At 55.8% G+C, this 26387-nt stretch carries 19 protein-coding genes; 6 read left to right on the top strand and 13 right to left on the bottom strand.

Translation table 11 applies throughout. The features are described from left to right. Window positions 1-11: 11 nt before the first annotated feature. Both carB and O1722_RS19660 read left to right on the top strand, forming a co-directional pair. Window positions 12-3236 (top strand): carbamoyl-phosphate synthase large subunit, encoded by a 3225-nt coding sequence (gene carB, locus O1722_RS19665; RefSeq protein ID WP_033486735.1) that lies wholly within the window; start codon window positions 12-14, stop codon window positions 3234-3236. A gap of 140 nt (window positions 3237-3376) precedes the next feature. Then, the gene (locus tag O1722_RS19660; RefSeq protein WP_003856439.1) at window positions 3377-3610 is read left to right on the top strand and encodes a YgdI/YgdR family lipoprotein; all 234 of its coding nucleotides are present in this window, start codon (window positions 3377-3379) and stop codon (window positions 3608-3610) included. Between the two features lie 48 nt (window positions 3611-3658). On the opposite strand, the gene O1722_RS19655 is transcribed toward O1722_RS19660, so the two are convergent. Both O1722_RS19655 and O1722_RS19650 read right to left on the bottom strand, forming a co-directional pair. Next, window positions 3659-6253, bottom strand: coding sequence for an autotransporter family protein (locus O1722_RS19655; RefSeq protein ID WP_223230153.1), 2595 nt, complete (start codon window positions 6251-6253; stop codon window positions 3659-3661). A gap of 6 nt (window positions 6254-6259) precedes the next feature. Then, window positions 6260-6670 carry a hypothetical protein gene (locus O1722_RS19650; RefSeq protein ID WP_033486737.1) on the bottom strand — a complete coding sequence of 137 codons (411 nt, stop codon included), beginning with the start codon at window positions 6668-6670 and terminating at the stop codon, window positions 6260-6262. A 371-nt stretch (window positions 6671-7041) separates the two neighbouring features. On the opposite strand from O1722_RS19650, the gene kefF reads away from it, so the two are divergent. The 3 genes from kefF to folA all read left to right on the top strand — a co-directional run bounded on the left by kefF (window position 7042) and on the right by folA (window position 10024). Continuing rightward, the gene (gene kefF / locus O1722_RS19645; RefSeq protein ID WP_017383806.1) at window positions 7042-7572 is read left to right on the top strand and encodes a glutathione-regulated potassium-efflux system oxidoreductase KefF; all 531 of its coding nucleotides are present in this window, start codon (window positions 7042-7044) and stop codon (window positions 7570-7572) included. After that, window positions 7565-9430 carry a glutathione-regulated potassium-efflux system protein KefC gene (kefC, locus tag O1722_RS19640; protein WP_033486738.1) on the top strand — a complete coding sequence of 622 codons (1866 nt, stop codon included), beginning with the start codon at window positions 7565-7567 and terminating at the stop codon, window positions 9428-9430. Before kefF ends, kefC begins: the two co-directional genes overlap by 8 nt. A gap of 114 nt (window positions 9431-9544) precedes the next feature. Then, window positions 9545-10024 (top strand): type 3 dihydrofolate reductase, encoded by a 480-nt coding sequence (folA, locus tag O1722_RS19635; RefSeq protein ID WP_003856431.1) that lies wholly within the window; start codon window positions 9545-9547, stop codon window positions 10022-10024. Between the two features lie 39 nt (window positions 10025-10063). Here the strand turns inward: folA and apaH are convergent, their stop codons facing one another. From apaH to lptD, 6 genes are read right to left on the bottom strand one after another with little or no spacing between them, the layout of a single operon-like run. After that, window positions 10064-10912, bottom strand: a complete 849-nt coding sequence (gene apaH / locus O1722_RS19630; protein WP_015572649.1) for a bis(5'-nucleosyl)-tetraphosphatase (symmetrical) ApaH — start codon at window positions 10910-10912, stop codon at window positions 10064-10066. 4 nt (window positions 10913-10916) lie between these two features. Then, a complete protein-coding gene (apaG, locus tag O1722_RS19625) occupies window positions 10917-11294 on the bottom strand; it encodes a Co2+/Mg2+ efflux protein ApaG (protein WP_003856425.1) in 378 nt (125 codons plus the stop codon). A gap of 3 nt (window positions 11295-11297) precedes the next feature. Further along, a complete protein-coding gene (rsmA, locus tag O1722_RS19620) occupies window positions 11298-12119 on the bottom strand; it encodes a 16S rRNA (adenine(1518)-N(6)/adenine(1519)-N(6))-dimethyltransferase RsmA (RefSeq protein WP_003856423.1) in 822 nt (273 codons plus the stop codon). Continuing rightward, window positions 12116-13102, bottom strand: a complete 987-nt coding sequence (pdxA, locus tag O1722_RS19615; RefSeq protein WP_015572650.1) for a 4-hydroxythreonine-4-phosphate dehydrogenase PdxA — start codon at window positions 13100-13102, stop codon at window positions 12116-12118. The genes rsmA and pdxA overlap by 4 nt, the downstream gene beginning before the upstream one ends. Next, window positions 13102-14388 carry a peptidylprolyl isomerase SurA gene (gene surA / locus O1722_RS19610; protein WP_017383803.1) on the bottom strand — a complete coding sequence of 429 codons (1287 nt, stop codon included), beginning with the start codon at window positions 14386-14388 and terminating at the stop codon, window positions 13102-13104. The genes pdxA and surA overlap by 1 nt, the downstream gene beginning before the upstream one ends. A gap of 53 nt (window positions 14389-14441) precedes the next feature. Then, the gene (lptD, locus tag O1722_RS19605; protein WP_017383802.1) at window positions 14442-16793 is read right to left on the bottom strand and encodes an LPS assembly protein LptD; all 2352 of its coding nucleotides are present in this window, start codon (window positions 16791-16793) and stop codon (window positions 14442-14444) included. 239 nt (window positions 16794-17032) lie between these two features. Between lptD and djlA the strand changes: the two genes are divergently transcribed. Beyond that, window positions 17033-17848, top strand: a complete 816-nt coding sequence (gene djlA / locus O1722_RS19600; RefSeq protein ID WP_015572652.1) for a co-chaperone DjlA — start codon at window positions 17033-17035, stop codon at window positions 17846-17848. Window positions 17849-17879: 31 nt separating this feature from the next. Here the strand turns inward: djlA and rluA are convergent, their stop codons facing one another. From rluA to araA, 5 genes are all read right to left on the bottom strand, one after another. Continuing rightward, window positions 17880-18539, bottom strand: a complete 660-nt coding sequence (gene rluA / locus O1722_RS19595; RefSeq protein ID WP_003856412.1) for a bifunctional tRNA pseudouridine(32) synthase/23S rRNA pseudouridine(746) synthase RluA — start codon at window positions 18537-18539, stop codon at window positions 17880-17882. A 12-nt stretch (window positions 18540-18551) separates the two neighbouring features. Further along, window positions 18552-21458, bottom strand: coding sequence for an RNA polymerase-associated protein RapA (gene rapA, locus O1722_RS19590; protein ID WP_015572654.1), 2907 nt, complete (start codon window positions 21456-21458; stop codon window positions 18552-18554). Between the two features lie 127 nt (window positions 21459-21585). Then, window positions 21586-23943: a DNA polymerase II gene (polB, locus tag O1722_RS19585; RefSeq protein ID WP_033486739.1), complete on the bottom strand. Its 2358-nt coding sequence runs from the start codon at window positions 23941-23943 to the stop codon at window positions 21586-21588. A 155-nt stretch (window positions 23944-24098) separates the two neighbouring features. Beyond that, entirely contained in the window at window positions 24099-24794 is a 696-nt protein-coding gene (gene araD, locus O1722_RS19580; protein WP_023295910.1) for an L-ribulose-5-phosphate 4-epimerase, read from the bottom strand. A gap of 86 nt (window positions 24795-24880) precedes the next feature. Further along, on the bottom strand, window positions 24881-26383 hold the full coding sequence (gene araA / locus O1722_RS19575; RefSeq protein WP_058686584.1) for an L-arabinose isomerase: 1503 nt from the start codon (window positions 26381-26383) through the stop codon (window positions 24881-24883). Window positions 26384-26387 lie beyond the last annotated feature (4 nt).

The following is a 26387-nucleotide window of genomic DNA, read 5'->3' as shown; positions in this document are numbered from 1 at the left end:
CTGAGAAGACCATGCCAAAACGTACAGACATAAAAAGCATCCTGATCCTTGGCGCTGGCCCGATTGTCATCGGCCAGGCCTGCGAATTCGACTACTCCGGTGCGCAGGCGTGTAAAGCCCTGCGTGAAGAGGGTTACCGTGTCATCCTGGTAAACTCTAACCCGGCCACCATCATGACCGACCCGGAAATGGCGGATGCGACCTACATCGAGCCGATTCACTGGGAAGTGGTACGCAAAATTATCGAGAAAGAGCGTCCGGACGCGGTGCTGCCGACCATGGGCGGCCAGACGGCGCTGAACTGTGCGCTGGAGCTGGAGCGTCAGGGCGTGCTGGAAGAGTTCGGCGTGACCATGATCGGTGCGACCGCCGACGCGATTGATAAAGCAGAAGACCGTCGCCGCTTCGACGTGGCAATGAAAAAAATTGGCCTTGATACCGCACGTTCCGGTATCGCGCACAATATGGAAGAAGCGCTGGCCGTTGCGGCTGAAGTGGGTTATCCGTGCATCATCCGCCCTTCCTTCACCATGGGTGGCACCGGCGGCGGCATTGCCTACAACCGCGAAGAGTTTGAAGAAATTTGCGAGCGCGGCCTGGATCTCTCCCCAACCAAAGAGTTGCTGATTGATGAATCGCTGATTGGCTGGAAAGAGTACGAGATGGAAGTGGTGCGTGATAAAAACGACAACTGCATCATCGTCTGCTCCATCGAAAACTTCGACGCGATGGGGATCCACACCGGTGACTCCATCACCGTTGCGCCAGCTCAGACGCTGACCGACAAAGAGTACCAAATCATGCGTAACGCCTCGATGGCGGTACTGCGTGAAATCGGCGTGGAAACCGGCGGCTCTAACGTGCAGTTCTCGGTGAACCCGAAAACCGGCCGTCTGATTGTTATCGAAATGAACCCGCGCGTGTCCCGTTCCTCCGCACTGGCCTCCAAAGCCACCGGCTTCCCGATTGCGAAAGTGGCGGCGAAACTGGCGGTGGGTTACACCCTTGACGAGCTGATGAACGATATCACCGGTGGCCGCACGCCAGCGTCCTTCGAACCGTCCATCGACTACGTTGTGACCAAAATTCCACGCTTTAACTTCGAGAAATTCGTCGGTGCCAACGACCGTCTGACTACCCAGATGAAATCCGTTGGTGAAGTCATGGCGATTGGCCGCACGCAGCAGGAATCCCTGCAAAAAGCACTGCGCGGCCTGGAAGTGGGCGCGACCGGCTTTGACCCGAAAGTCAGCCTGGACGACCCGGAAGCGCTGACCAAAATCCGCCGCGAGCTGAAAGACGCGGGCGCAGAGCGTATCTGGTACATCGCCGATGCCTTCCGCGCGGGCCTGTCCGTCGACGGCGTATTTAACCTGACTAACATCGACCGCTGGTTCCTGGTGCAAATTGAAGAGCTGGTGCGTCTGGAAGAGAAAGTGGCGGAGCTGGGCATCAACGGCCTGGACGCAGACTTCCTGCGCATGTTGAAGCGTAAAGGCTTCGCCGATGCGCGTCTGGCTAAGCTGGCGGGCGTGCGTGAAGCGGAAATCCGCAAGCTGCGCGACCAGTACGACCTGCACCCGGTCTACAAGCGCGTGGACACCTGTGCGGCTGAATTCTCGACCGATACCGCATACATGTACTCCACCTATGAAGAGGAGTGCGAAGCGAACCCGTCCGTCGACCGCGACAAGATTATGGTGCTGGGCGGCGGTCCAAACCGTATCGGCCAGGGCATCGAGTTTGACTACTGCTGCGTACACGCCTCACTGGCGCTGCGCGAAGACGGTTACGAGACCATTATGGTCAACTGTAACCCGGAAACCGTCTCGACCGACTACGACACTTCCGACCGCCTCTACTTCGAGCCGGTCACCCTGGAAGACGTGCTGGAAATCGTGCGCATCGAGAAGCCAAAAGGCGTGATCGTGCAGTACGGCGGCCAGACTCCGCTGAAGCTGGCGCGCGCGCTGGAAGCAGCAGGTGTGCCGGTTATCGGCACCAGCCCGGATGCGATTGACCGTGCGGAAGACCGCGAGCGTTTCCAGCAGGCGGTTGACCGTCTCAAACTGAAACAGCCGGCGAACGCCACCGTGACCGCAATTGAAATGGCCGTTGAGAAAGCGAAAGAGATCGGCTACCCGCTGGTGGTGCGTCCATCCTACGTACTGGGCGGCCGCGCGATGGAAATCGTCTACGACGAAGCGGACCTGCGTCGCTACTTCCAGACGGCGGTGAGCGTTTCCAACGATGCGCCAGTGCTGCTCGACCGCTTCCTCGACGACGCGGTTGAAGTCGACGTGGATGCCATCTGCGACGGCGAAAGGGTGCTGATTGGCGGCATCATGGAGCACATCGAGCAGGCGGGCGTGCACTCCGGTGACTCCGCCTGTTCTCTGCCAGCGTACACCCTGAGCCAGGAGATTCAGGACGTAATGCGCCAGCAGGTGCAGAAGCTGGCCTTCGAGCTTCAGGTTCGCGGCCTGATGAACGTTCAGTTCGCGGTAAAAGACAACGAAGTCTATCTGATTGAAGTCAACCCGCGTGCGGCGCGTACCGTACCGTTCGTCTCCAAAGCGACCGGTATTCCGCTGGCGAAAGTGGCGGCGCGCGTGATGGCCGGCCAGACGCTGGCTCAGCAGGGCGTCACGAAAGAAATTATCCCGCCTTACTACTCGGTGAAAGAGGTGGTACTGCCGTTCAACAAATTCCCGGGCGTTGACCCGCTGTTAGGGCCAGAGATGCGCTCTACCGGGGAAGTGATGGGCGTTGGCCGTACCTTCGCAGAAGCGTTTGCGAAAGCGCAGCTGGGCAGTAGCTCCACCATGAGAAAATCTGGCCGTGCGCTGCTCTCCGTTCGCGAAGGCGATAAAGAGCGCGTGGTTGACCTGGCCGCCAAGCTGATGAAACAGGGCTTCGAGCTGGACGCCACTCACGGTACGGCGATTGTGTTGGGTGAAGCGGGTATCAACCCGCGTCTGGTGAACAAAGTGCATGAAGGTCGTCCGCACATTCAGGACCGCATTAAGAATGGCGAGTACACCTACATCATTAATACCACCGCAGGTCGCCAGGCGATTGAAGACTCCAAGCTGATTCGCCGCAGCGCGCTCCAGTACAAAGTGCATTACGACACCACCCTGAACGGCGGTTTCGCGACGGCCATGGCGCTGAATGCGGATGCCACCGAGAAGGTGATTTCGGTGCAGGAAATGCACGCTCAGATTAGCAAGTAACACACATTGCCCGGTGCCATCCGGTTACCGGGCAATTTTCCCATCTTAAGAACCTTCTGGTTTTTCATCCGCTTTCAGTCAGTTAGCCTAAAATAGTTAGGTCGATAACGAAAATTCAACTGAGAGCAAGGGAAAACACCATGCAAAATAAACTACTGATCGCTTCCGTTCTGGCTGCCACCGCAATGTTCACCGTGGCGGGCTGTTCGTCCAATCAGGCCGTAAAAACCACCGATGGCAAAACGATTGTTACTGACGGGAAACCGCAGGTGGATGACGATACCGGTCTGGTATCGTACAAAAACGCCGAAACCGGTCAAACTGAACAGATTAACCGTGACCAGGTTAAATCAATGGGCGAGCTGGATAACTAAAAAAAAGCAGTGGCACATGCCACTGCTTTTTTGCTTCAGGATGATCGATTACCAGCGATGGTTTAACAAAATATGACCGCCGTAGGCGGCATAGCTGTTTTCACCCCACTCGCCGCTGGCACGCAGGGAGATCGTCGTGGTTTCGTTCAGGTTGCCGGTTAAGCCCAACTCTAACTGACCACGATCTTCCGGCGTATCGTTGCTGACGGTCTCGTCGTTGAATGCCAGATCGTTTTGACCAGCACCTTTCAACCAGTTAACCGCAACGTACGGCTGCCAGGCCTTGACGTCCTTCTGCTGGAAGTAGCTTGCTTTAACGCCGAGACGACCAAAGACGCTGTCATTGTCCAGGGTAGTGACGCGTACGCCGTCGCGATCGGTATGATTTTCCTGATCGAGATAGCTGTAAATCACCTGCGCCTGCGGCTCGATCTTCCAGGTGCGTTCATTTTCAGACTGGATTATCCACGCGTGGCCGACTTCAACAGACGCGGCGAAACCTTCACTATCGTAGTCTTCATCGTTGCGATTGCTGGTGACGTTGTTGTTGTACCAGCTGTAAGCGGCCCAGGTATCAACGTAGCTGCCCAGACGTAATTTCTGATCTTCCTGCCAGGTGGCGTACAGCCCAACATTGAAGCCATCAACCTTACTCTGTGCGTCACGTACGTTGTGCTTCGCATCAGAGTGGGTCTTAGCCTGGCCTGCACCGAACATCCCGCCAGCACGCAGGATACCGTTATCCATTGGCTTGCTCATGAAATCGCTGCCGACTTGCAGTACGGTGGTGGTGGTGTCGTAGCTGACTTTATCGCCACCCGCATCGTTCTCGTGATAGCGACCCTTAACGTACATCCAGGTGTTCAGGTCGTCTTCATTGCGGAAGGTGATCTGGTCGCGATCGTCACGCTTATGCAGGAACATGCTCTGTGCGGCAAGGTAGTTACCTAAGTAAGCACCCACTTCAGGTGCCATGACTTCCGGCGTATTATTACCGCCGTTGTCAGTGTTGCTGCCATTATCGGTGCTGCCGCCGTTATCGGTGCTGCCGCCGTTATCGGTGTTGCCGCCGTTGTCGGTTTTGCCGCCGTTGTCGGTGTTGCCACCATCATCGGTGTTGCCGCCGTTGTCGGTGCTGCCGCCGTTGTCGGTGTTGCCACCATCATCGGTATTACCACCATCATCGGTATTACCGCCATCATCAGTATTGCCACCGTCATCGGTATTGCCACCGTCATCGGTATTGCCACCGTCATCGGTGTCATCGGAAGGCTCATCAGAAGGCGTCGCCTTTGATTCCAGATACCAGTTGCCGTCACTGTGCTGGTAGAGGCTATATTCCCAGGCGCCTGCAACGACCGGTTTTGCCAGCGTCAGTTGGGCTTCGGAACTGCCGCCGATGCTGACAATTTCCATACCGTTAATGGTTTGCGCGCCTGCGCCGCCAATGTTGGTGATGCTGATGCCGGACTGACCGAAGCTGCTGCCCGTAATAGTGAGGTGATCAGTTGGTGAATTATCTTCACCCAGGGTGCTGTTCATCACGATCTGGCTACCGTCAGAGCCGGTGTAGTCGCCATTAATCGTAAAATTATTGCCAACGCTATTATTAGCCGCACTGAGTAACAGCGTGCCGCCATTAGTCACGTTGCCGTTGATGGTATCGACGCCGGAAGCGCTGAGCGTGGAGTTACCCTGGACTGCATTCCATGCCGCCAGCGTACCGCCGCTAAGAACCTCGATGTTGTTGTTCACTTCGCCTGCGGTGGCAAAGGTCGCGCCATTTTCAACGGTAACGGTGGCGTTACTGCCCTTGACGCCGAGCGTTGCGCCGGTGGAGACCAGCGTGGTACCGCCGTGCAGAACCGTATCCCCTGTATAGCTATTTTTGCCCGTCAGGGTCAGGGTGTTGGAATCGACTTTTTCGACGTTACCGCTACCGGTCATGTCGGTGGCGAAAGTGAAATCGCTTCCCTGGTTAAAAATGACGGTACCGTTGTTGGTGAGCCCACCGCTGAGGGTCGCGGTTTTTTCGCCATCGCCCAGTTGCAACGAAGCATCTTTGGCCACCCGTGTATTACCGGTATTCGATACCGCGCCTGACAGGGTTAACGCGCCCGTGTCTATCAGCAAGGAATCGCCAGAGCCAATAATATCGAGATCGCCCGACAGCGCCCAATTTTCGCCGTTCATTGTGACGCTGGCAAAGCCGTCGTCTTCATTCAGACCAACAAAGTTACTGTCTTCCGAACCCGTGCCGATCAACGTCAGGGTATTTCCTCTGGAATTTGTGGATATTACGTCACCGATGAGGTTGGAGCCAGTGTCGAGCAGTAGCGTGTTATTTTTATCGCTGGCAAACATAATAGCGTTTGTTTCACCACTAATCGTTCCGCTATTTTTGATATCTAATTTTGCTGTATCTTTTACATTGATTCCGTACTGGGTTCCCTGCACAGTGGCACTGTTAAAAATCTTAGTGTTGCCATCATTTGCCGTAATGGCATCACCGTTTGTACCAATAATTTCGCCACTGTTATTAATGCCAATACCAACCTGAGTACTAAGACCTGTTTTTCCTTTTATCGTTCCGGTGCTGGTATTGGTAATATTTACTGCGGAGGAGTTTTCACTGACAAAAATGCCATTTTACGAGCCAGTAATGTTTCCACTATTATTAAAATCACCGAGTGCTGACTGAATATTCACCGCATTCGCGGTGGTGGAGGAAATGGTTGCGCCTATGTCGTTATTAATTACAATGCGCTGTACACCAGTATTTATATTCAGGCCATTTCCCGTGCCAGAAATATTCCCATTATTAGTGGCGTTAGTGGTAGTAAACCCAGTGACAGATACCGCCGCTTCACTATCTGCGGAAGATATCGTCACGTCTTTATTAATAACATATTCAGCATCGGCTGAGAAATCTTGAGGAACAGAAGTTGATTGGTCAATCGTTGCAGAAAACGCAACCGCAGGGGTGCATATCAACAAGGCAGGAAATATCTTTCCCAGAGTTTTGGTTGTATTATTTAATTGGGAGGGTTTGTTGCTCATGTACACATCCATTTGAGTGAGAAGGAATATTCGACACGTGTGTGAAACGTATATCGACCGCCTAAATAATGAGCTCAAAACAAAGAGCGTAAAATTATTATTTTTTCAATGGGTTATGTACAGACTGTTTTATTAAAGAATGACTTAAGGTCCTCTAAAAATATCTGTTGGCAATATGAGTTGTTACTATTATTTTGCGGCATGAATTTGTCGTACGCGTCGTTTTCTTTCTTTAGCGCCGTAATCGCTGTTAAGGTGGTGATGATTGCCAATACTTGCGATTTACTTTGAAGCGTAAGATGACCCCTTTAAGTCGGGGTGGTAACTGTCTACACTCATTGCTACAAGAAAAGTAAAAGACGGGCATATACATGATTCTGATAATTTATGCGCACCCCTATCCGCAGCACTCGCATGCGAATAAGCGGATGCTTGAGCAGGCAAGGACGCTTGAAAACGTAGAGATACGTTCCCTCTATCAACTCTATCCTGATTTCAATATCGATGTCGCCGCCGAACAGGAGGCGCTCTCCCGTGCCGATCTGATCGTCTGGCAGCATCCGATGCAGTGGTACAGCACGCCTCCGCTGCTGAAATTGTGGATCGACAAAGTTTTCTCCCACGGTTGGGCATATGGACACAACGGCAACGCGCTTCAGGGCAAAAGCCTGATGTGGGCTGTTACCACCGGCGGGGGGGAAAGCCACTTTGAGATTGGCGCCTTCCCCGGATTTGACGTGCTGGCGCAGCCGCTCCAGGCTACTGCCCTTTACTGCGGTCTGAACTGGCTTCCGCCTTTTGCGATGCACTGTACCTTTGTCTGCGACGATGAAACCTTGCAGGCGCAGGCTCGTCACTACAAACAACGTTTACTTGAGTGGCAGGAGACGCACAATGGATAGCCATACGCTGATACAGGCGCTGATTTACCTCGGCGCGGCGGCATTAATTGTGCCCGTGGCGGTTCGTCTGGGGCTGGGCTCGGTGCTCGGCTATCTGATTGCCGGGTGTGTGATTGGCCCCTGGGGCTTTCGGCTGGTGACGGATGCCGAGTCGATCCTGCATTTTGCGGAGATCGGCGTGGTGCTGATGCTGTTTGTGATTGGTCTGGAGCTGGATCCGCAGCGGCTGTGGAAACTGCGCGCCTCGGTGTTTGGCGGAGGCGCCCTGCAAATGCTGGCCTGCGGTCTGCTGTTGGGCGGGTTCTGCATTCTGCTGGGGATGGAGTGGAAAGTCGCAGAGCTGATCGGCATGACGCTGGCGCTCTCCTCGACGGCGATTGCCATGCAGGCAATGAACGAGCGTAACCTGACGGTGTCGCAAATGGGGCGCAGCACCTTCTCCGTACTGTTGTTCCAGGATATTGCCGCCATCCCGCTGGTGGCGATGATCCCGCTGCTGGCAACCAGCGGCGCATCAACGACGCAGGGAGCATTTGCCTTATCAGCGCTGAAGGTTGCCGGTGCGCTGGCGCTGGTTGTTCTGCTTGGTCGCTACGTAACGCGTCCGCTGCTGCGCTTTGTTGCTCGCTCTGGCCTGCGCGAAGTATTCAGCGCCGTTGCGTTATTCCTGGTGTTTGGTTTTGGATTGCTGCTGGAAGAGGCCGGGCTGTCGATGGCAATGGGCGCCTTCCTCGCGGGAGTCTTACTGGCAAGCTCCGAATACCGTCACGCGCTGGAAAGCGATATCGAGCCGTTTAAAGGATTGCTGCTGGGGCTGTTTTTCATCGGCGTCGGGATGTCTATCGACTTCGGGACGCTGGTAACCCATCCGCTGCGCATCATCATTCTGCTGGTGGGTTTCCTGGTCATTAAAATGGCGATGCTGTGGCTGATTGCCCGCCCGTTAAATGTGCCAAAACCGCAACGCCGCTGGTTTGCCGTGCTGCTGGGGCAGGGGAGTGAGTTTGCTTTCGTTGTCTTTGGCGCAGCGCAGATGGCAAATGTACTTGATCCGGAATGGGCAAAAGCGCTGACGCTGGCGGTTGCGCTGTCGATGGCCTCAACGCCGATCCTGCTGGTGCTGCTGACGCGTCTGGAGAAAACGGGAAGCGAACAGGAGCGAGAAGCCGATGAGATCGACGAGGAGCAGCCGCGGGTGATCATCGCCGGATTTGGCCGATTCGGGCAGATTACTGGCCGTTTACTGCTCTCCAGCGGAGTCAAAATGGTTATCCTCGATCACGATCCTGACCATGTCGATACGCTGCGTAAATTCGATATGAAAGTGTTTTACGGTGATGCGACCCGAGTTGATCTGCTGGAATCCGCCGGGGCGGCGAAAGCCGAGGTGTTGATTAATGCCATTGACGATCCAGAGACCAGTATGCAGATGGTTGAGCTGGTTAAAGAGCATTTTCCGCATCTGACCATTATCTCCCGTGCGCGCGATGTGGATCACTACATCCAGCTGCGTCAGGCGGGTGTGGCAGCCCCTGAACGTGAAACCTTCGAAGGGGCGCTCAAATCTGGCCGCATGGCGCTGGAAAGCCTGGGGCTTGGCGCGTATGAGGCACGTGAGCGTGCCGATCTGTTCCGCCGTTTTAATCATGAGATGGTGGAAGAGATGGTGGCGATGGCGAGCAGTACGGCAACCGAACGCGCTGCGGTGTTTAAACGCACCAGCACCATGCTGACGGAGATCATCAACGAGGATCGTAATCATCTGTCGCTGGTTCAGCGCCACGGCTGGCAAGGAACGGAAGAGGGCAAGCATACTGGTGATCCTGCGGATGAACCGGAGAGTAAACCCTCTGCGTGAAGTGGAGTTGCCAGCAATATTAAAAAATTTCTAATTCTTTACCCTGCCGCCAGTCGACGAAAGATTAAGCTTTCCGTATAGTGGCGGCAATTTTTTGCATCCGGGAAATTTTCAATGATCAGTCTGATTGCAGCGCTGGCGGTAGACCGCGTTATCGGCATGGAAAACGCCATGCCGTGGAACCTGCCTGCCGATCTCGCATGGTTTAAACGTACTACGTTAAACAAGCCGGTAGTGATGGGCCGCCTGACCTGGGAGTCGATTGGTCGTCCACTGCCGGGTCGTAAGAATATTGTGATCAGTAGCCAGCCGGGCACTGACGATCGCGTTCAGTGGGTTAAGTCCGTTGATGAAGCAATTGCCGCCTGCGGCGATGCCGAAGAGATCATGGTGATCGGCGGGGGGCGTGTGTATGAGCAGTTCCTGCCTAAAGCGCAGAAACTGTATCTGACGCACATTGATGCGGAAGTGGAAGGGGATACCCATTTCCCGGATTACGATCCGGACGAGTGGGAGTCCGTATTCAGTGAGTTTCACGATGCGGATGCGCAGAACTCACACAGCTACTGCTTCGAAATTCTGGAACGTCGTTAACGGTTTTATCCTCTCCCCGAAGGGAGAGGATAAACATCTTCAGGAGGCGACTGCCTCACCCTCGCCTAAGTCCAGCTGTCGGTTGGATGGCTGCACAAAGTAAGTTTTATCTTCCCAGCGTAAGCAGGTTAAATCCCCGCCCCAGCAGCATCCGGTATCCAGCGCATAGATATTTTCCGGGGTGCCTTTTCCTTCCAGCGATGCCCAGTGTCCAAATACCACACTGTATTCGTTTGTCACGGGGCCCGGAATCGCAAACCATGGCTTAAGCGGCGCAGGGGCATTTTCAGGCGTATCTTTGCAATACATATCCAGTTGCCCGTTCGGGAAGCAGTAGCGCATCCGCGTAAAAGCATTGGTGATAAAACGCAGTCGTGCCAGGCCGCTGAGGTCATCACTCCAGTTATTTGGCATGTCGCCGTACATCGCATCAAGGAAGAACGGGTAGGAGTCGCTCGCCAGCACCGCTTCGGCGTCGCGCGCGCAGGTTTTTGCCGTCTCAAGATCCCACTGAGGCGTGATGCCGGCATGCGCCATCACCAGTTTTTTCTCTTCGTCAATCTGTAGCAGCGGCTGGCGACGCAGCCAGTTGAGCAACTCATCGGCATCCGGTGCTTCCAGCAGGGGGGTAATGCGATCTTTCGGCTTATTACGGCTGATCCCGGCGTATACGGCCAGCAGATGCAGATCGTGGTTGCCCAGCACCATGCGCACGCTGTCACCCAGCGATTTGACATAGCGGAGGACGTCCAGGGAACCGGGACCGCGCGCCACTAAGTCGCCCGTCAGCCAGAGCGTGTCCTGCCCGGGGGTGAAGTCGACCTGTTTTAATAATGCGATCAGTTCATCGTAGCAACCGTGAACGTCGCCAATCAGATATGTAGACATTAGATTAATGAATAAGTGTAGGTACGGCGAGACGGAATACGGGAATAGCAATGCGGAAAGCATTGCCGTCGGCATCGACCATTTCATAATGGCCTTGCATGGTACCCAGCGGCGTTTCAATGACCGCGCCGCTGGTGTACTGATACTCTTCGCCAGGGGCGATATGGGGTTGTTCACCGACCACGCCTTCGCCCTGGACTTCAATTTCACGGCCATTGCCGTTGGTGATAAGCCAGTAGCGCCCGAGCAGTTGCACAGGCATCCGCCCCAGATTGCGAATGGTTACGGTATAAGCAAAGACAAAACGTTCTTCATCCGGTGTGGATTGGGACTCAATGTAGACGCTTTGAACCTGAACACAGACGCGGGGCGAATCAATCATGGCTTAGCTCTCCTTCGGCGGCGCATTGTCGCTGATGTAATTAGCCAGCTTGCAGTACTGCTCTACGGAAATATTTTCCGCACGCATTGCCGGGTCGATGCCCAACTCAGCTAATACGTCAACGGTAAACAGATTGCCAAGGCTGTTACGAATCGTTTTACGGCGCTGGTTAAAGGCTTCTGTCGTGATACGGCTCAGCACGCGCAGGTCTTTGACCGGGTACGGCATCGTTTTATGTGGCACCAGGCGCACAACCGCAGAATCTACCTTTGGCGGTGGCGTGAATGCGGAAGGCGGTACTTCTAATACCGGGATCACGTTGCAGTAATATTGCGCCATCACGCTTAAACGACCATACGCTTTACTGTTCGGCCCTGCAACCAGACGGTTAACGACCTCTTTTTGCAACATGAAGTGCATGTCGGCAATGGCATCAGTATAGCTAAACAGATGGAACATCAGCGGGGTGGAGATGTTGTACGGCAGGTTACCGAACACGCGCAGCGGCTGTCCCATTTTTTCTGACAGTTCGCCAAAGTTCATGGTCATCGCATCCTGCTGATAAATCGTCAGCTTCGGCCCGAGGAACGGGTGCGTTTGCAGACGCGCGGCCAGATCGCGGTCGAGTTCGATAACGGTCAGTTCGTCGAGGCGTTCGCCTACCGGCTCGGTCAGTGCGGCAAGACCCGGGCCGATTTCGACCATGGCCTGACCTTTCTGCGGATTAATGGCAGAAACGATACTGTCGATCACAAACTGATCGTTGAGGAAGTTTTGCCCGAAGCGTTTACGGGCTAAGTGGCCCTGATGGACTCGATTAGTCATTGAGTATTAACAATCATTTTGATGGCGAGATTAAGCGCCGTAATAAAACTGCCGACATCCGCTTTTCCCTGGCCTGCCAGATCCAGCGCAGTACCGTGGTCAACGGACGTTCGAATAAAGGGTAAACCGAGGGTGATATTCACCCCGCGGCCAAAGCCCTGGTATTTTAGCACGGGCAGACCCTGATCGTGGTACATCGCGAGTACGGCGTCGGCATTATCCAGGTATTTGGGCTGGAAAAGGGTGTCGGCAGGCAGAGGCCCGCTGAGGTTCATCCCCTTCGCCCGCATCTCCTCAAGCACCGGAATGATGGTGTCGATCTCTTCGGTGCCCATATGTCCGCCCTCACCCGCGTGCGGATTCAGGCCGCAAACCAGCACATGCGGCTGCGGAATGCCGAATTTGGTTTGCAGATCGTGATGCAAAATGCCAATGATCTCACGCAGGAGTTCAGGCGTAATGGCATCCGGAATGGCTTTGATCGGCAGGTGCGTTGTTACCAGCGCAACGCGCATTGCTTCGGTTGCCAGCATCATCACCACTTTCGGGCTGTGCGAACGCTCTTCGAAAAATTCGGTATGCCCGGTAAACGGAATGCCCGCGTCATTGATCACGCCTTTATGCACCGGACCGGTGATCAGGGCGGCAAATTCGCCCTGAAGGCAACCGTCACAGGCGCGCGCCAGCGTCTCGACAACGTAGTGGCCGTTTTCGGTGTGTAACTCACCGGGGACAACAGGCGCACGGAGCGGAACAGAAAGCAGGGTGAGAGTCCCCGCCTGCTGCGGTGCGGGCTGTTGGCCTTCAACGTAAGGGAGGAGCGTTAAAGGCAGACCGAGCAAAGCTGCCCGGTCTTGTAACAGTGTTGCATCTGCGCAGACAACCAACTCTACCGGCCAGCTGCGCTGGGCGAGCTGAACCACAAGGTCAGGCCCAATCCCGGCGGGTTCGCCGGGGGTGATCACAACACGATGCGGTTTCATCAGTTGCTCAACACTTTCACGTAAGCGCTGGCGCGTTGTTCCTGCATCCAGGTTGCGGCTTCTTCAGAGAACTTACGGTTAAACAGCATGCGATACGCACGGTCTTTCTGCGCCGCGTCGGTTTTATCCACGTTGCGCGTGTCCATCAGCTGGATCAGATGCCAGCCGAAGGAGGAGTGCACCGGCGCGCTCATCTGGCCTTTATTCAGCTTCATTAACGCATCGCGGAAAGCCGGATCGTAAATATCCGCTGCCGCCCAACCCAGGTCACCGCCCTGGTTTGCAGAGCCAGGATCCTGAGAGAACTCTTTTGCCGCTTTATCGAAGGTGGTTTTACCGCTCTTGATGTCTGCCGCGATCTGTTCCAGCTTCGCACGAGCCTGATCGTCAGTCATGATCGGAGACGGCTTAAGCAGGATATGACGCGCATGCACTTCTGTAACCGAAATGTTCTGGCTCTGGCCGCGCAGGTCGTTCACTTTCAGAATGTGGAAGCCCACACCGGAACGGATTGGACCGACGATGTCGCCTTTCTTCGCCGTGCTCAGCGCCTGGGCAAACAGGGATGGCAGCTCCTGAATACGCCCCCAGCCCATCTGGCCGCCTTTCAGCGCCTGCTGGTCAGCGGAATAGGTGATCGCCAGCTTGCCGAAGTCATCGCCATTACGCGCCTGCTCAACGATAGCGCGCGCCTGGCTTTCCGCCTCAGCCGCCTGATCGGAGGTTGGGTTTTCCGGCAGTGGGATCAGGATGTGGCTCAGGTTAAGCTCGGTGCTGGCATCATTCTGATTCCCTACCTGTTTTGCCAGGGCATCCACTTCCTGAGGCAGGATGGTGACGCGGCGACGGACTTCATTGTTACGCACTTCTGAAATCAGCATCTCTTTACGGATCTGATTACGGTAGGTGGCATAGCTGATGCCGTCATAGGCCAGGCGGCTACGCATCTGATCCGGGGTAATGTTGTTCTGCTTTGCAATGTTGGCGATCGCCTGATCGAGCTGCTCGTCAGAGATCGTCACGCCCATTTTCTGGCCCATCTGAAGAACAATCTGATCCATGATCAGACGCTCCAGGATCTGGTGGCGCAGCGTAGCGTCATCCGGAAGCTGTTGACCTGCTTCGCCCGAGTTGAGCTTTACAGATTTCATCAAACCGTCAACGTCACTTTCAAGCACGACGCCGTTGTTAACCACAGCCGCGACTTTATCGACAACCTGTGGGGCCGCGAAGCTGGTATTCGCAACCATAGCGACACCGAGTAGCAGCGTTTTCCAGTTCTTCATACTTTTTCCATTTCAATTAACCGCAAAGCGGATTACGTTGTAAATCAAGCACATTACAATGAACTACGATACGGCAGAATGTTCGAGCGCAGCATCTGCTGCGTGCCCAGACCGTAGTTAGAACTCAGGCCGCGCAACTCGATATTAAAGCCGATCACGTTATCATATTTGCCCTGACTGTTTTGCGTATCCCAGCCGTTAAGTTTGCGTTCGTAACCGACACGTATTGCGTAACAGCAGGAGTTGTATTGCAGACCCAGCATCTGGTCAGCAGGTTTTTGGGCATTCGTGTCATAGTAGTAGGCCCCGACGACTGACCAACGATCGGCGATCGGCCAGCTCGCGGCGGTACCCACCTGTGAAATACCGTCTTTGTATTGGTCTGTATTCGCATAGTTTGGCAGCGTCGCCTGGATATACTCCGGGCTGGCGTAACGGTACGTCAACTGCAACATGCGGTCTTCATCACGACGGTATTCGATGGCTGCGCTGCCCGTCGCGATATTGTCCAGTCGTGTATCGTACTGAACACCACCGCGCAGACCCCAACGATCCGTCATGCGCCAGTAGGTGTCGCCCGCCCATACCAGTGAGCCCGTTTTGTTGTCTTTCTCCCAGTTAATGTCGTCATCACCGGTACGAGACTCGGTGAAATAGTAGATTTGACCAACAGAAACGTTAAAACGTTCAACGGCAGCATCATCATATACGCGCGTTGTGACGCCAGTCGTTAACTGGTTAGCAGACGCAATACGGTCAAGCCCGCCGTAGGTACGGTCACGGAACAGGCCGCTGTAGTCTGATTGCAGGAAGGAAGAGTCGTAGTTTTGAATTTTGCTCTGATCGCGATAAGGCACATACAGATACTGCATACGCGGCTCAAGCGTCTGGGTGTATCCATCGGCGAGAAGGCCCATATCACGTTCGAAGATCAGCTTCCCGTCCATTTTGAATTGCGGAAGCGTACGGTTTACCGACTCTTCAAGATCGGTGCCATAGCGTTTGTTATACCAGTCCAGATTTTTCTGCTGGTAGTGGGTGGCCATCAGCTTAGCTTCGGTATTCAGGCTCGCCCAGTCGTTTGACCACGGCAGATTGATCGTCGGCTCGATATGCAGACGCGTTGATTCCGGCATATCCGAGTTGGTGTTGACGAAATGGACCGCCTGAGCATAAACGCGCGTGTCGAAAGGACCCACATCGTTCTGATACCAGTTCACGTCCAGCTGCGGCTCGGCACCATAGGTACTACGCGATTGTGTATCAAATACCTGGAACTGTTTGGTCGACACCGTCGCGTCAAAGTTCTCAATGGCGTAGCCCACGCTGAATTTCTGCGTGGCGTAACCGTCGGTACTGGAGCCGTATTTAGAATCAAAGTCGTTGAAGTAATACGGATCGCTGACTTTGGTGTAGTCGATGTTGAAGCGCCACACCTGATCCAATACCCCGGCGTGCTTCCAGTAGTACATCCAGCGGTGCTTATCACCTTCGCTCGGATGCTCGTCCTGGAACACCTTATCTGATGGCAGATAATCAAATTCCATCAGACCCGCGCCCGCCTTGGTCAGATAGCGGAATTCGTTCTCCCACATGATGTTACCGCGCTTATGGATATAGTGCGGCGTGATCGTGGCGTCCATGTTGGGCGCAATGTTCCAGTAGTACGGCAGGTAGAACTCAAAGTAGTTCGACGTGCTGTACTTGGCGTTCGGGATCAGGAAACCTGAACGACGTTTGTCACCCACAGGCAGTTGCAGGTAAGGGCTATAGAAAATGGGCACCGGGCCGAGTTTAAAACGGGCGTTCCAGATCTCTGCAACCTGTTCTTCACGGTCGTGGATCACTTCACTGCCCACAACGCTCCAGGTATTTGACCCTGGCAAACAGGAGGTAAACGTGCCGTTTTCGAGAATGGTGTAGCGGTTTTCGCCGCGCTGCTTCATCAGGTCCGCGGTACCGCGCCCCTGACGACCGACCATCTGGTAATCACCTTCCCAGACGTTGGTGTCTTTGGTATTCAGATTCGACCAGGCTTTCGGACCTTTCAGGATGACCTGATTGTCGTCATAGTGCACATTACCCAGCGCATCCACCGTACGGACAGGCGCCTGAGCACCTTCCGGTTGCTTCTGGTGCAATTGCACTTCGTCAGCAAGCAGGCGACTGTTTCCCTGGTTAATATCGACATTGCCCGTAAAGGTCGCATTGTCAGGATAATTACCTTTTGCGCTGTCGGCATTAATGGTGACGGGTAAGTCATTCGTATCGCCTTTCACCAGTGGGCGATTGTAACTTGGGACGCCAAGCATACACTGCGAGGCGAGATCGGCTGCGAGCCCCTGTTGGCTATACAGGGCGGTGCCAATCATTGTGGCCAGAAGGGTGGGGATACGTTTTTTCATACGTTGTATTTTATTGTTCCGTCATCAGTGGCTACGGCTTACAAACGCTCAGAGACTATCTTACTCATCAGCGCAGTACCAGCGTTAATCCTGCCCGTTTGCGCGCCAGAGTGTTAGGCTCGCTATCGAATGACGAGTATGATAATGCAAATTATAGGCGATGTCCCTCAATTGACCGTGGCGCGACCACTGTAATGATGGCGTTGCGTCGGCCAGGAACATGACCATTCGGGGAGTATATGCAGTATTGGGGTAAAATAATCGGCGTTGCGTTCGCAATTATTATGGGTGCCGGATTCTGGGGTGTCGTTCTTGGCCTCATTATCGGCCATATGTTTGATAAAGCACGCAGCCGCAAAATGGCCTGGTTTGCTAACCAGCGCGAGCGCCAGTCACTCTTTTTCTCCACCACCTTCGAGGTGATGGGGCACTTAACCAAATCAAAAGGACGCGTAACGGAAGCCGATATTCAGGTGGCCAGCGTCTTTATGGATCGCATGAATCTGCACGGCGAATCCCGCATCGCGGCGCAGAATGCGTTTCGGATTGGTAAATCAGATCACTACCCGCTGCGTGAAAAAATGCGGCAGTTCCGTAGCATCTGTTTCGGGCGTTTTGATTTAATTCGGATGTTTCTGGAAATTCAAATCCAGGCCGCCTTCGCGGATGGCTCTCTGCATCCGAATGAACGGGACGTCCTGTATGTGATTGCTGAAGAGTTGGGCATTTCCCGCATGCAGTTCGATCAGTTCCTGCGCATGATGCAGGGCGGCGCGCACTTTGGCGGCGGTTATCAGCAGCAATCGTCCGGCGGCGGCTGGCAGCAGGCGCAGCGTGGCCCTACGCTTGAAGATGCCTGTAACGTCCTCGGCGTGAAGCCGTCTGACGATGTTACGACCATCAAACGCGCCTATCGTAAGCTGATGAGCGAGCACCATCCGGATAAGCTGGTGGCGAAAGGCCTGCCGCCAGAGATGATGGAGATGGCGAAACAGAAAGCGCAGGAAATCCAGAAAGCCTACGAGCTAATTAAAGAGCAGAAAGGTTTTAAATAAAAAAATGGCCCGACAGTGCCGGGCCATTTTTTCAGAAGTCCACCGGGGCTTTGAACGTCATGGCGTTGCCGAAAGCAGGGTGGGTGATGGTGAGCGTCTGCGCATGCAGTTGCAGGCGCGGCGCTAACGCCAGCGCTTCCGGCGGCGCATAGAATCTGTCCCCCAGAATGGGGTGACCCATCGCAAGCATATGCACACGCAGCTGGTGGGAGCGCCCGGTAATCGGCTTCAGCAGGACGCGCGCGGTGTTATCCGGCGCGTACTCCAGCACTTCATACTCGGTTTGCGCGGCCTTGCCGGTTTCGTAACACACCTTCTGCTTTGGCCGGTTCGGCCAGTCGCAAATCAGCGGTAAATCCACCAGCCCTTCCGCCTGCGCCGGATGGCCCCAGACGCGCGCGACATACTGTTTCTTCGGCTCGCGCTCGCGGAACTGACGCTTCAGCTCGCGTTCTGCCGCTTTATTCAGAGCCACCACAATCACGCCGCTGGTCGCCATATCCAGACGATGGACAGACTCGGCCTGGGGATAATCACGCTGGATACGCGTCATCACGCTGTCTTTATGCTCTTCCAGACGCCCCGGCACGGATAACAAGCCGCTCGGCTTGTTAACCACCATAATGTGCTCGTCCTGATACAGAATGACCAGCCACGGATCCATCGGGGGATTGTAGGGCTCCATTACCATCTTGCGCTCCGCTTACTGATGCGTCACAACGATAAGACGCAGGGCGTCGAGACGCCATCCCGCCTGATTCAGGCTTTCCAGCACCTGCTGGCGGTTGCTCTCAATGGCGGCCAGCTCATCGTCACGAATGTTAGGGTTCACTGCTTTCAACGCTTCCAGACGCGACAGCTCGGCAGAAAGCTTCTCATCGGCTTCGCTACGCGCCGCATCGATCAGCACTCTGGCCGCTTTTTCGGCCTGGGCTTCACCCAGTTGCAGAATGGCATGCACGTCCTGCTGCACCGCATTCACCAGCTTACTGCCGGTATGGCGGTTCACCGCGCTCAGCTGACGGTTGAAGCTTTCAAACTCCACCTGGCCGGCCAGGTTCGTACCGTTTTTATCCAGCAGCAGACGCACCGGAGTTGGCGGCAGGAAGCGGTTAAGCTGAAGCTGTTTCGGCGCCTGCGCTTCCACAACGTAGATCAGCTCCACCAGCAGCGTGCCCACAGGCAAGGCTTTGTTCTTCAACAGGGAGATGGTGCTGCTGCCGGTATCGCCGGAGAGGATCAGATCCAGACCGTTGCGGATCAGCGGGTGCTCCCAGGTGATGAACTGTGCATCTTCGCGGGAAAGCGCCACATCACGCTCAAAGGTGATGGTGCAGCCGTCTTCCGGCAGGCCCGGGAAATCCGGCACCAGCATATGATCGGACGGGGTCAGCACGATCATGTTCTCGCCGCGATCGTCCTGGTTAATGCCGACGATGTCGAACAGGTTCATGGAGAAGCTGATCAGGCTGGTGTCATCGTCCTGTTCTTCGATACTTTCGGCCAGCTGCTGCGCTTTTTCACCGCCGTTGGAGTGGATCTCCAGCAGGCGATCGCGACCCTGCTCCAGCTGAGCTTTCAGCGCGTCGTGCTTCTCTCGACAGGATTTGATCAGCTCATCAAAGCCCTCGGTGTTTTCCGGAGCCGCGAGGTAACCGATCAGATCGCTATGCACCTGGTCATAAATGGTGCGGCCCGTCGGGCAGGTATGTTCAAACGCATCCAGGCCTTCGTGGTACCAGCGAACCAGAACGGACTGGGCGGTTTTCTCCAGATACGGAACGTGGATCTGAATATCGTGCGCCTGACCGATACGATCCAGACGGCCGATACGCTGCTCCAGCAGATCCGGGTTAAACGGCAGATCGAACATCACCAGATTGCTGGCGAACTGGAAGTTACGGCCTTCAGAACCGATTTCGGAGCACAGCAGAACCTGCGCGCCGCTGTCCTCTTCACTAAACCACGCCGCAGCGCGGTCGCGCTCGATAATAGACATGCCTTCATGGAACACGGCGGCGCGAATACCTTCGCGCTCGCGCAGCACTTGTTCAAGTTGCAGGGCGGTGGCTGCCTTGGCGCAGATCACCAGCACCTTCCGGGAACGGTGCGCGGTCAGATAACCCATTAACCACTCCACGCGCGGATCGAAGTTCCACCAGGTGCCAGTGTCGCCTTCAAATTCCTGATAAATTTGCTCCGGGTAGAGCATATCGCGCGCGCGATCTTCCGCTGATTTACGGGTGCCCATAATGCCGGAGACTTTAATCGCCGTCTGGTACTGGGTCGGCAGCGGCAGTTTGATGGTGTGCAGCTCGCGTTTCGGGAAGCCTTTCACGCCGTTACGGGTGTTGCGGAACAGCACGCGGCTGGTGCCGTGACGGTCCATCAGCATGTCGATCAGCTCTTTACGCGCAGATCCCGCATTATCGCTGTCGCTGTTCGCGGCCTGAAGCAGCGGCTCAATATCCTGCTCGCCGATCAGATCGCTGAGGGTGTTAAGTTCATCATTAGAGAGACGATTACCGGCCAGCAGCAGCGCAACGGCGTCCGCCACCGGACGATAGTTTTTCTGCTCTTCAACAAACTGCTCAAAATCGTGGAATCGGTTCGGATCGAGCAGGCGCAGACGGGCGAAGTGGCTCTCAAGACCCAGCTGCTCCGGGGTGGCGGTCAGAAGCAGAACGCCCGGTACGCGCTCGGCAAGCTGCTCAATCGCCATGTATTCACGGCTTGGCGCATCTTCGCTCCAGACGAGGTGGTGCGCTTCGTCGACGACCATCAGATCCCATTCTGCGTCGCACAGGTGCTCCAGGCGCTGCTTGCTGCGGCGTACGAAGTCCAGGGAGCAGATCACCAGCTGTTCGGTTTCAAACGGGTTGTCCGCGTCGTGCTGGGCTTCGGCATAGCGCTCGTCGTCGAACAGGGAGAAGCGCAGGTTAAAGCGGCGCAGCATCTCGACCAGCCACTGGTGTTGCAGCGTTTCCGGCACCACAATCAGCACGCGCTCGGCAGCGCCAGAGAGCAGCTGCTGGTGCAGGATCATGCCTGCTTCGATGGTTTTACCCAGGCCCACTTCGTCAGCCAGCAGCACGCGAGGCGCATGGCGACGGCCCACGTCATGGGCGATATTCAGCTGATGGGGAATAAGGCTGGTACGCTGGCCGCGCAGGCCGCTCCACGGCATGCGGTACTGTTCACTCTGGAACTTACGCGCGCGGTAGCGCAGGGAGAAGCGATCCATTCGGTCGATTTGCCCGGCAAACAGACGGTCCTGCGGCTTGCTGAAAACCAGTTTGCTGTCGAGCAGCACTTCACGCAGGATAACATTCGTCTCGTCGGTATCAAGACGCGTTCCAATGTAGGCGAGCAGTCCATTCTCTTCTTTTACGTCTTCAACCTTCAGCTGCCAGCCTTCGTGGCTGGTCACGGTGTCGCCCGGATTGAACATTACGCGGGTAACAGGGGAGTCATTGCGAGCGTACAGGCGGTTTTCACCGGTAGCAGGGAAAAGGAGGGTAACCATGCGCGCATCGACGGCAACGACGGTTCCTAATCCAAGTTCGCTTTCTGTATCGCTGATCCAGCGTTGACCAAGTGTAAAAGGCATAGTTGTTCGGCTCTAATCTTTAATTGCAGGCAATAGTTCGACCCCGTCAAAAAAGACGGTCATCGAAAAATGGGTCCGGGAATGGAAAGGGCGCTATGGTACTGGATGGCAACGGTTTCGTCACGCGTCAAAATAGCCCAAGTTGTCCTGTCACTAGTGTAGCAAAGTCGTCATTGATGAACGGTAAAATTCCCTCCGCTACCGGCTGAAGCTGGCGGGTCAGGTAGTGATCGTAATCGAGCGGAGACTGCTGGTAATCAACGGGTTCCGGGCCGTTAGTTGTCCAGACGTATTTGATCGTTCCCCGGTTCTGATACTGCGGCGCACGGCCCCGGCGAACATTCTCTTCATCCGCCAGCCGCGCGGCGCGTACGTGGGGAGGAACGTTACGCTGATATTCCGCCAGCGGGCGGCGCAGGCGCTTGCGATACACCAGCTGGTCATCCAGCTCACCCGCCATCAGGCTGGCGATGGTGTCGCGCACGTAGTCCTGATAGGGCTCGTTGCGAAACACCCGCAGGTAGAGCGTCTGCTGGAACTGCTGTGCCAGCGGCGTCCAGTCGGTGCGCACCGTCTCCAGCCCTTTAAACACCATCCGCTGCGTGTCACCTTCCTGAATCAGCCCGGCGTAGCGCTTCTTGCTGCCCTGGTCGGTTCCGCGAATGGTCGGCATTAAAAAGCGGGCAAAATGGGTTTCAAACTCCAGCTCTAACGCGCTGGTTAACCGCTCTTTTTGCAAATTTTCGCGCCACCAGTCGTTCACGTAGACGACCAGTTCTTTGCCGATTTGCGCGGCGTCGTCTTCTGAATGGACCGCTTTCAGCCAGACAAAGGTGGAGTCGGTATCGCCATAAATAACGTCATAGCCCCGGGATTCAATCAGCGCTTTGGTCTGGCGCATAATGTCGTGCCCGCGCATGGTGATGGAAGACGCCAGACGGGGATCAAAGAAGCGGCAGGCGCTGGTACCCAGCACGCCGTAAAAGGCGTTCATAATGATTTTCAGCGCCTGTGAGAGCGGCTTGTTGCCGTGGCGCTTCGCCTCGTCGCGGCCGTGCCAGATGTTTCCCACAATTTCGGGCAGGCAGTGTTTTTCCCGCGAGAAGCGTGCTCCAAGAAAACCTTCGGTGCTGTGCGCATCGTCTGGCTGCGCCATGCCCTCAACCAACCCGACGGGATCGATCAGGAAGGTGCGGATAATCGACGGGTAGAGGCTTTTGTAATCCAGCACCAGCACCGAGTCATACAATCCTGGCCGGGAGTCCATCACGTACCCACCGGGACTGGCCTGCGGCGGCACGTCCCCGAGGTTGGGGGCAACGTACCCTGCCCGGTGCATTCGCGGAAAATAGAGGTGGCTGAAGGCCGCTACCGAGCCGCCGTGCCTGTCGACCGCGAGACCGTTCACCGTCGCGCGTTCCAGCAGGAACGGCATGATCTCGGTTTTGTGGAAGATCTGCGTCACCAGCTCGCAATCTTTCAGGTTATAGGTAGCGAGCGCCGGTTTATCCTCGTTAAAGCGCCGGTCGATCTCGTCCATTCGGTCCCAGGGATTGTCGATGGATTTACCTTCGCCGAGCAGTTCCTGGGCGACCGCTTCCAGCGAGAAGGAAGAGAAGTTCCAGAAGGCGGATTTCAGCGCCTCGATGCCGTCGATAATCAGGCGACCATTGGCCTGCGCGAAGAAAACACCGTTCTTAAAACCGTGCTCACGCCACTCCAGCTCACTGTTGCCGCGCCCCAGAATCAGCGGGATACGGTAACGCTCGGCATGTTTTTGCAGCACGCGCAGGTCAAACTGCACCACGTTCCAGCCGATCAGCACGTCCGGGTCGTGCTCGGCAAACCACTGGTTAAGCTTCTCCAGCAGTTGCGGGCGGCTGTTGACGTACTCCAGATTAAAATCCAGCGCGGACGCATCGCCGTTCGGCGGCCCGAGCATATAGACAACCCGCTGCCCACAGCCTTCCAGGCCAATGCAGTACAGTTCGCCGTGTCGGGTGGTTTCAATATCCAGCGACACCCACTTTAGCGGCGGGCGATAGTGCGGATTAGGCTTCAGGCGCGCGTTAACGATCCTGCCGTTTTGCGCGGCGCCATCTACCCAGACGGGGGCGGTGATAAACCGCTCCATCAGAAAGCGTTCAGGCGGGCGAATGTCGGCCTCGTAAAGCGTCACGCCTGCTTCACGAAGCAGCTTTTCATAGCGCATCAACTGGCGATGGGCGCGGCAGTAGAGGCCGTAAACCGGCTGGCGGTGGAAATCTTTCAGCTGAAGCGGCGTAAGGCGCCAGTTGTTTTCGCCGCGTAGCAGTTGTTTCACTTTCTCGACGTGAGCTTCAGGAATAAAGGCCACGGACTCCTGCGGCGGGAGCGTAACGTTTCGTGGGCCGTTGTCCGTTGCCAGCCAGAATTCAACCTCAGTACCCTGAGGGGTATCCCGCCAGTGTCTGGTCAGTAAAAAGCCTTCTTGCGCCTGCGTCACGGCGTTATCCCATAAAACAAACCAGGCCTGATTATAGCCTGGTTGAGGGGTGTTTGCTGGGGTTTTATACAGTGCCCGTTCCGCCAGATGGCGCTGCGCTTATCCGGCCTACAGGTTCCGCAGGCCCGGTAAGCGCAGCGTCACCGGGCAAGGGTTTACTGCCCGTAGTAGGCTTTCGCACCGTGCTTACGCAGGTAATGCTTATCCAGCAGGGTTTGCTGCATATCCGGCAGCTGCGGTGCCAGCTGGCGGCAGAAGATCCCCATATAGGCGACTTCCTCCAGCACGATCGCGTTGTGCACCGCGTCCTCCGCGTTTTTACCCCAGGCAAACGGGCCGTGGGAGTGCACCAGCACGCCGGGCATTTGCGCCGCGTCGATTCCCTGTTTTTCGAAGGTTTCGACAATCACGTTCCCCGTTTCCCATTCGTACTCACCGCCGATCTCCGCATCGGTCATCAGACGCGTGCAGGGAATGGTGCCGTAAAAGTAGTCCGCGTGGGTGGTGCCGGTGGCCGGAATAGGCTGGCCCGCCTGCGCCCAGATGGTCGCGTGACGCGAATGGGTATGCACAATCCCGCCGATGGTCGGGAAGGCCTGATACAGCAGGCGATGAGTGGGCGTATCGGAGGAGGGCTTTTTATTGCCTTCAACCACTTCACCCGTTTCGATGCTGACCACCACCATGTCTTCTGCGGTCATTACCGTGTAATCCACGCCGGAAGGCTTGATCACGAACACCCCTTTTTCCCGGTCAACGGCGCTGACGTTGCCCCATGTCAGGGTTACGAGGTTATGTTTTGGCAGCGCCAGGTTGGCTTCGAGTACCTGACGTTTGAGATCTTCTAACATTGTCGTCTCCTGCCGGATGGCGCTACGCTTATCCGGCCTACAGAACCGTAGGCCCGGTAAACGAAGTGCCACCGGGCACTCCGTACTTAGCGTTTTGAACCGTAATAGACTTCGTTCCAGCGCAGCGCGTCTTTAAAGGCTGGCAGACGGGTGTTGTTATCAATTACGGTCAGTTCGATGTCGTGCAGCTCGGCAAACTGACGCATATCGTTCAGGTCCAGCGCGTGGCTGAATACGGTGTGGTGCGCGCCGCCGGCCAGGATCCAGGCTTCCGAGGCGGTTGGCAGGTCAGGCTGCGCTTTCCACAAAGCGTTGGCGACCGGCAGCTTCGGCAGAGAATGCGGGGTTTCAACCGCATCGACGCAGTTCACCAGCAGGCGGAAACGATCGCCGAGGTCAATCAGGCTGGCGTTAATGGCCGGGCCGGTACGGGTGTCGAAGATCAGACGGGCCGGATCCGCTTTGCCGCCAATGCCGAGGTACTGCACGTCGAGGATCGGTTTCTCTTCAACCGCGATGGATGGACACACTTCCAGCATGTGCGAGCCGAGCACCAGATCGTTGCCGTTCTCGAAGTGGTAGGTGTAGTCCTCCATAAAAGAGGTGCCGCCCTGTAGACCGGTCGACATCACCTTCATGATGCGAAGCAGAGCGGCAGTTTTCCAGTCGCCTTCGCCCGCAAAGCCGTAGCCCTGCTGCATCAGACGTTGTACCGCCAGACCCGGGAGCTGTTTCAGGCCGTGGAGATCTTCAAAGGTGGTGGTGAAGGCATGGAAGCCGCCCTGTTCCAGAAAACGCTTCATGCCCAGCTCAATACGTGCGGCATCCAGCACGTTCTGGCGCTTGTCACCGTTGACCTGTGCCGCAGGTGTCAGGCGATAGCTGCTTTCGTACTCGTCCACCAGCGCGTTAACGTCGCCATCGCTGATGTCATTCACCACCTGCACCAGGTCGCCCACCGCCCAGGTGTTGACGGAGAAGCCAAATTTAATCTGCGCGGCCACTTTATCACCGTCGGTGACCGCCACTTCGCGCATGTTGTCGCCGAAACGCACCACTTTCAGGTGGCGGGTATCCTGCTTAGATACCGCCTGACGCATCCAGGAGCCAATACGTTTTTGTGCCTGACCGTCCTGCCAGTGCCCGGTCACCACGGCATGCTGTTGACGCATGCGCGCGCCGATGAAGCCGAACTCGCGGCCGCCGTGCGCGGTCTGGTTCAGGTTCATGAAGTCCATGTCGATGCAGTCCCACGGCAGGGAGGCATTGAACTGCGTGTGGAATTGCAGCAGCGGTTTGTTGAGGATAGCCAGGCCGTTGATCCACATTTTGGCTGGCGAGAAGGTGTGCAGCCACACCACCAGGCCAGCGCATTTGTCATCGTAATTGGCATCGCGGCAAATGTTGGTGATTTCGTCCGGGGTGGTACCCAGCGGCTTCAGCACCAGTTTGCACGGCAGTTTGGCTTCCGCGTTCAGCGCATTCACAACGTGCTCCGCGTGTTTCGTCACCTGCTGCAACGCTTCCGGTCCGTACAAATGCTGGCTGCCAATCACAAACCACACTTCATAATTATTAAAAATGGTCATTATC

The sequence above is a fragment of the Enterobacter cloacae complex sp. HYC003_NIDB genome (assembly GCF_056673375.1).
Note: the sequence above shows the minus strand (reverse complement) of the source record. Positions and strands in the feature narration are given on the sequence as shown.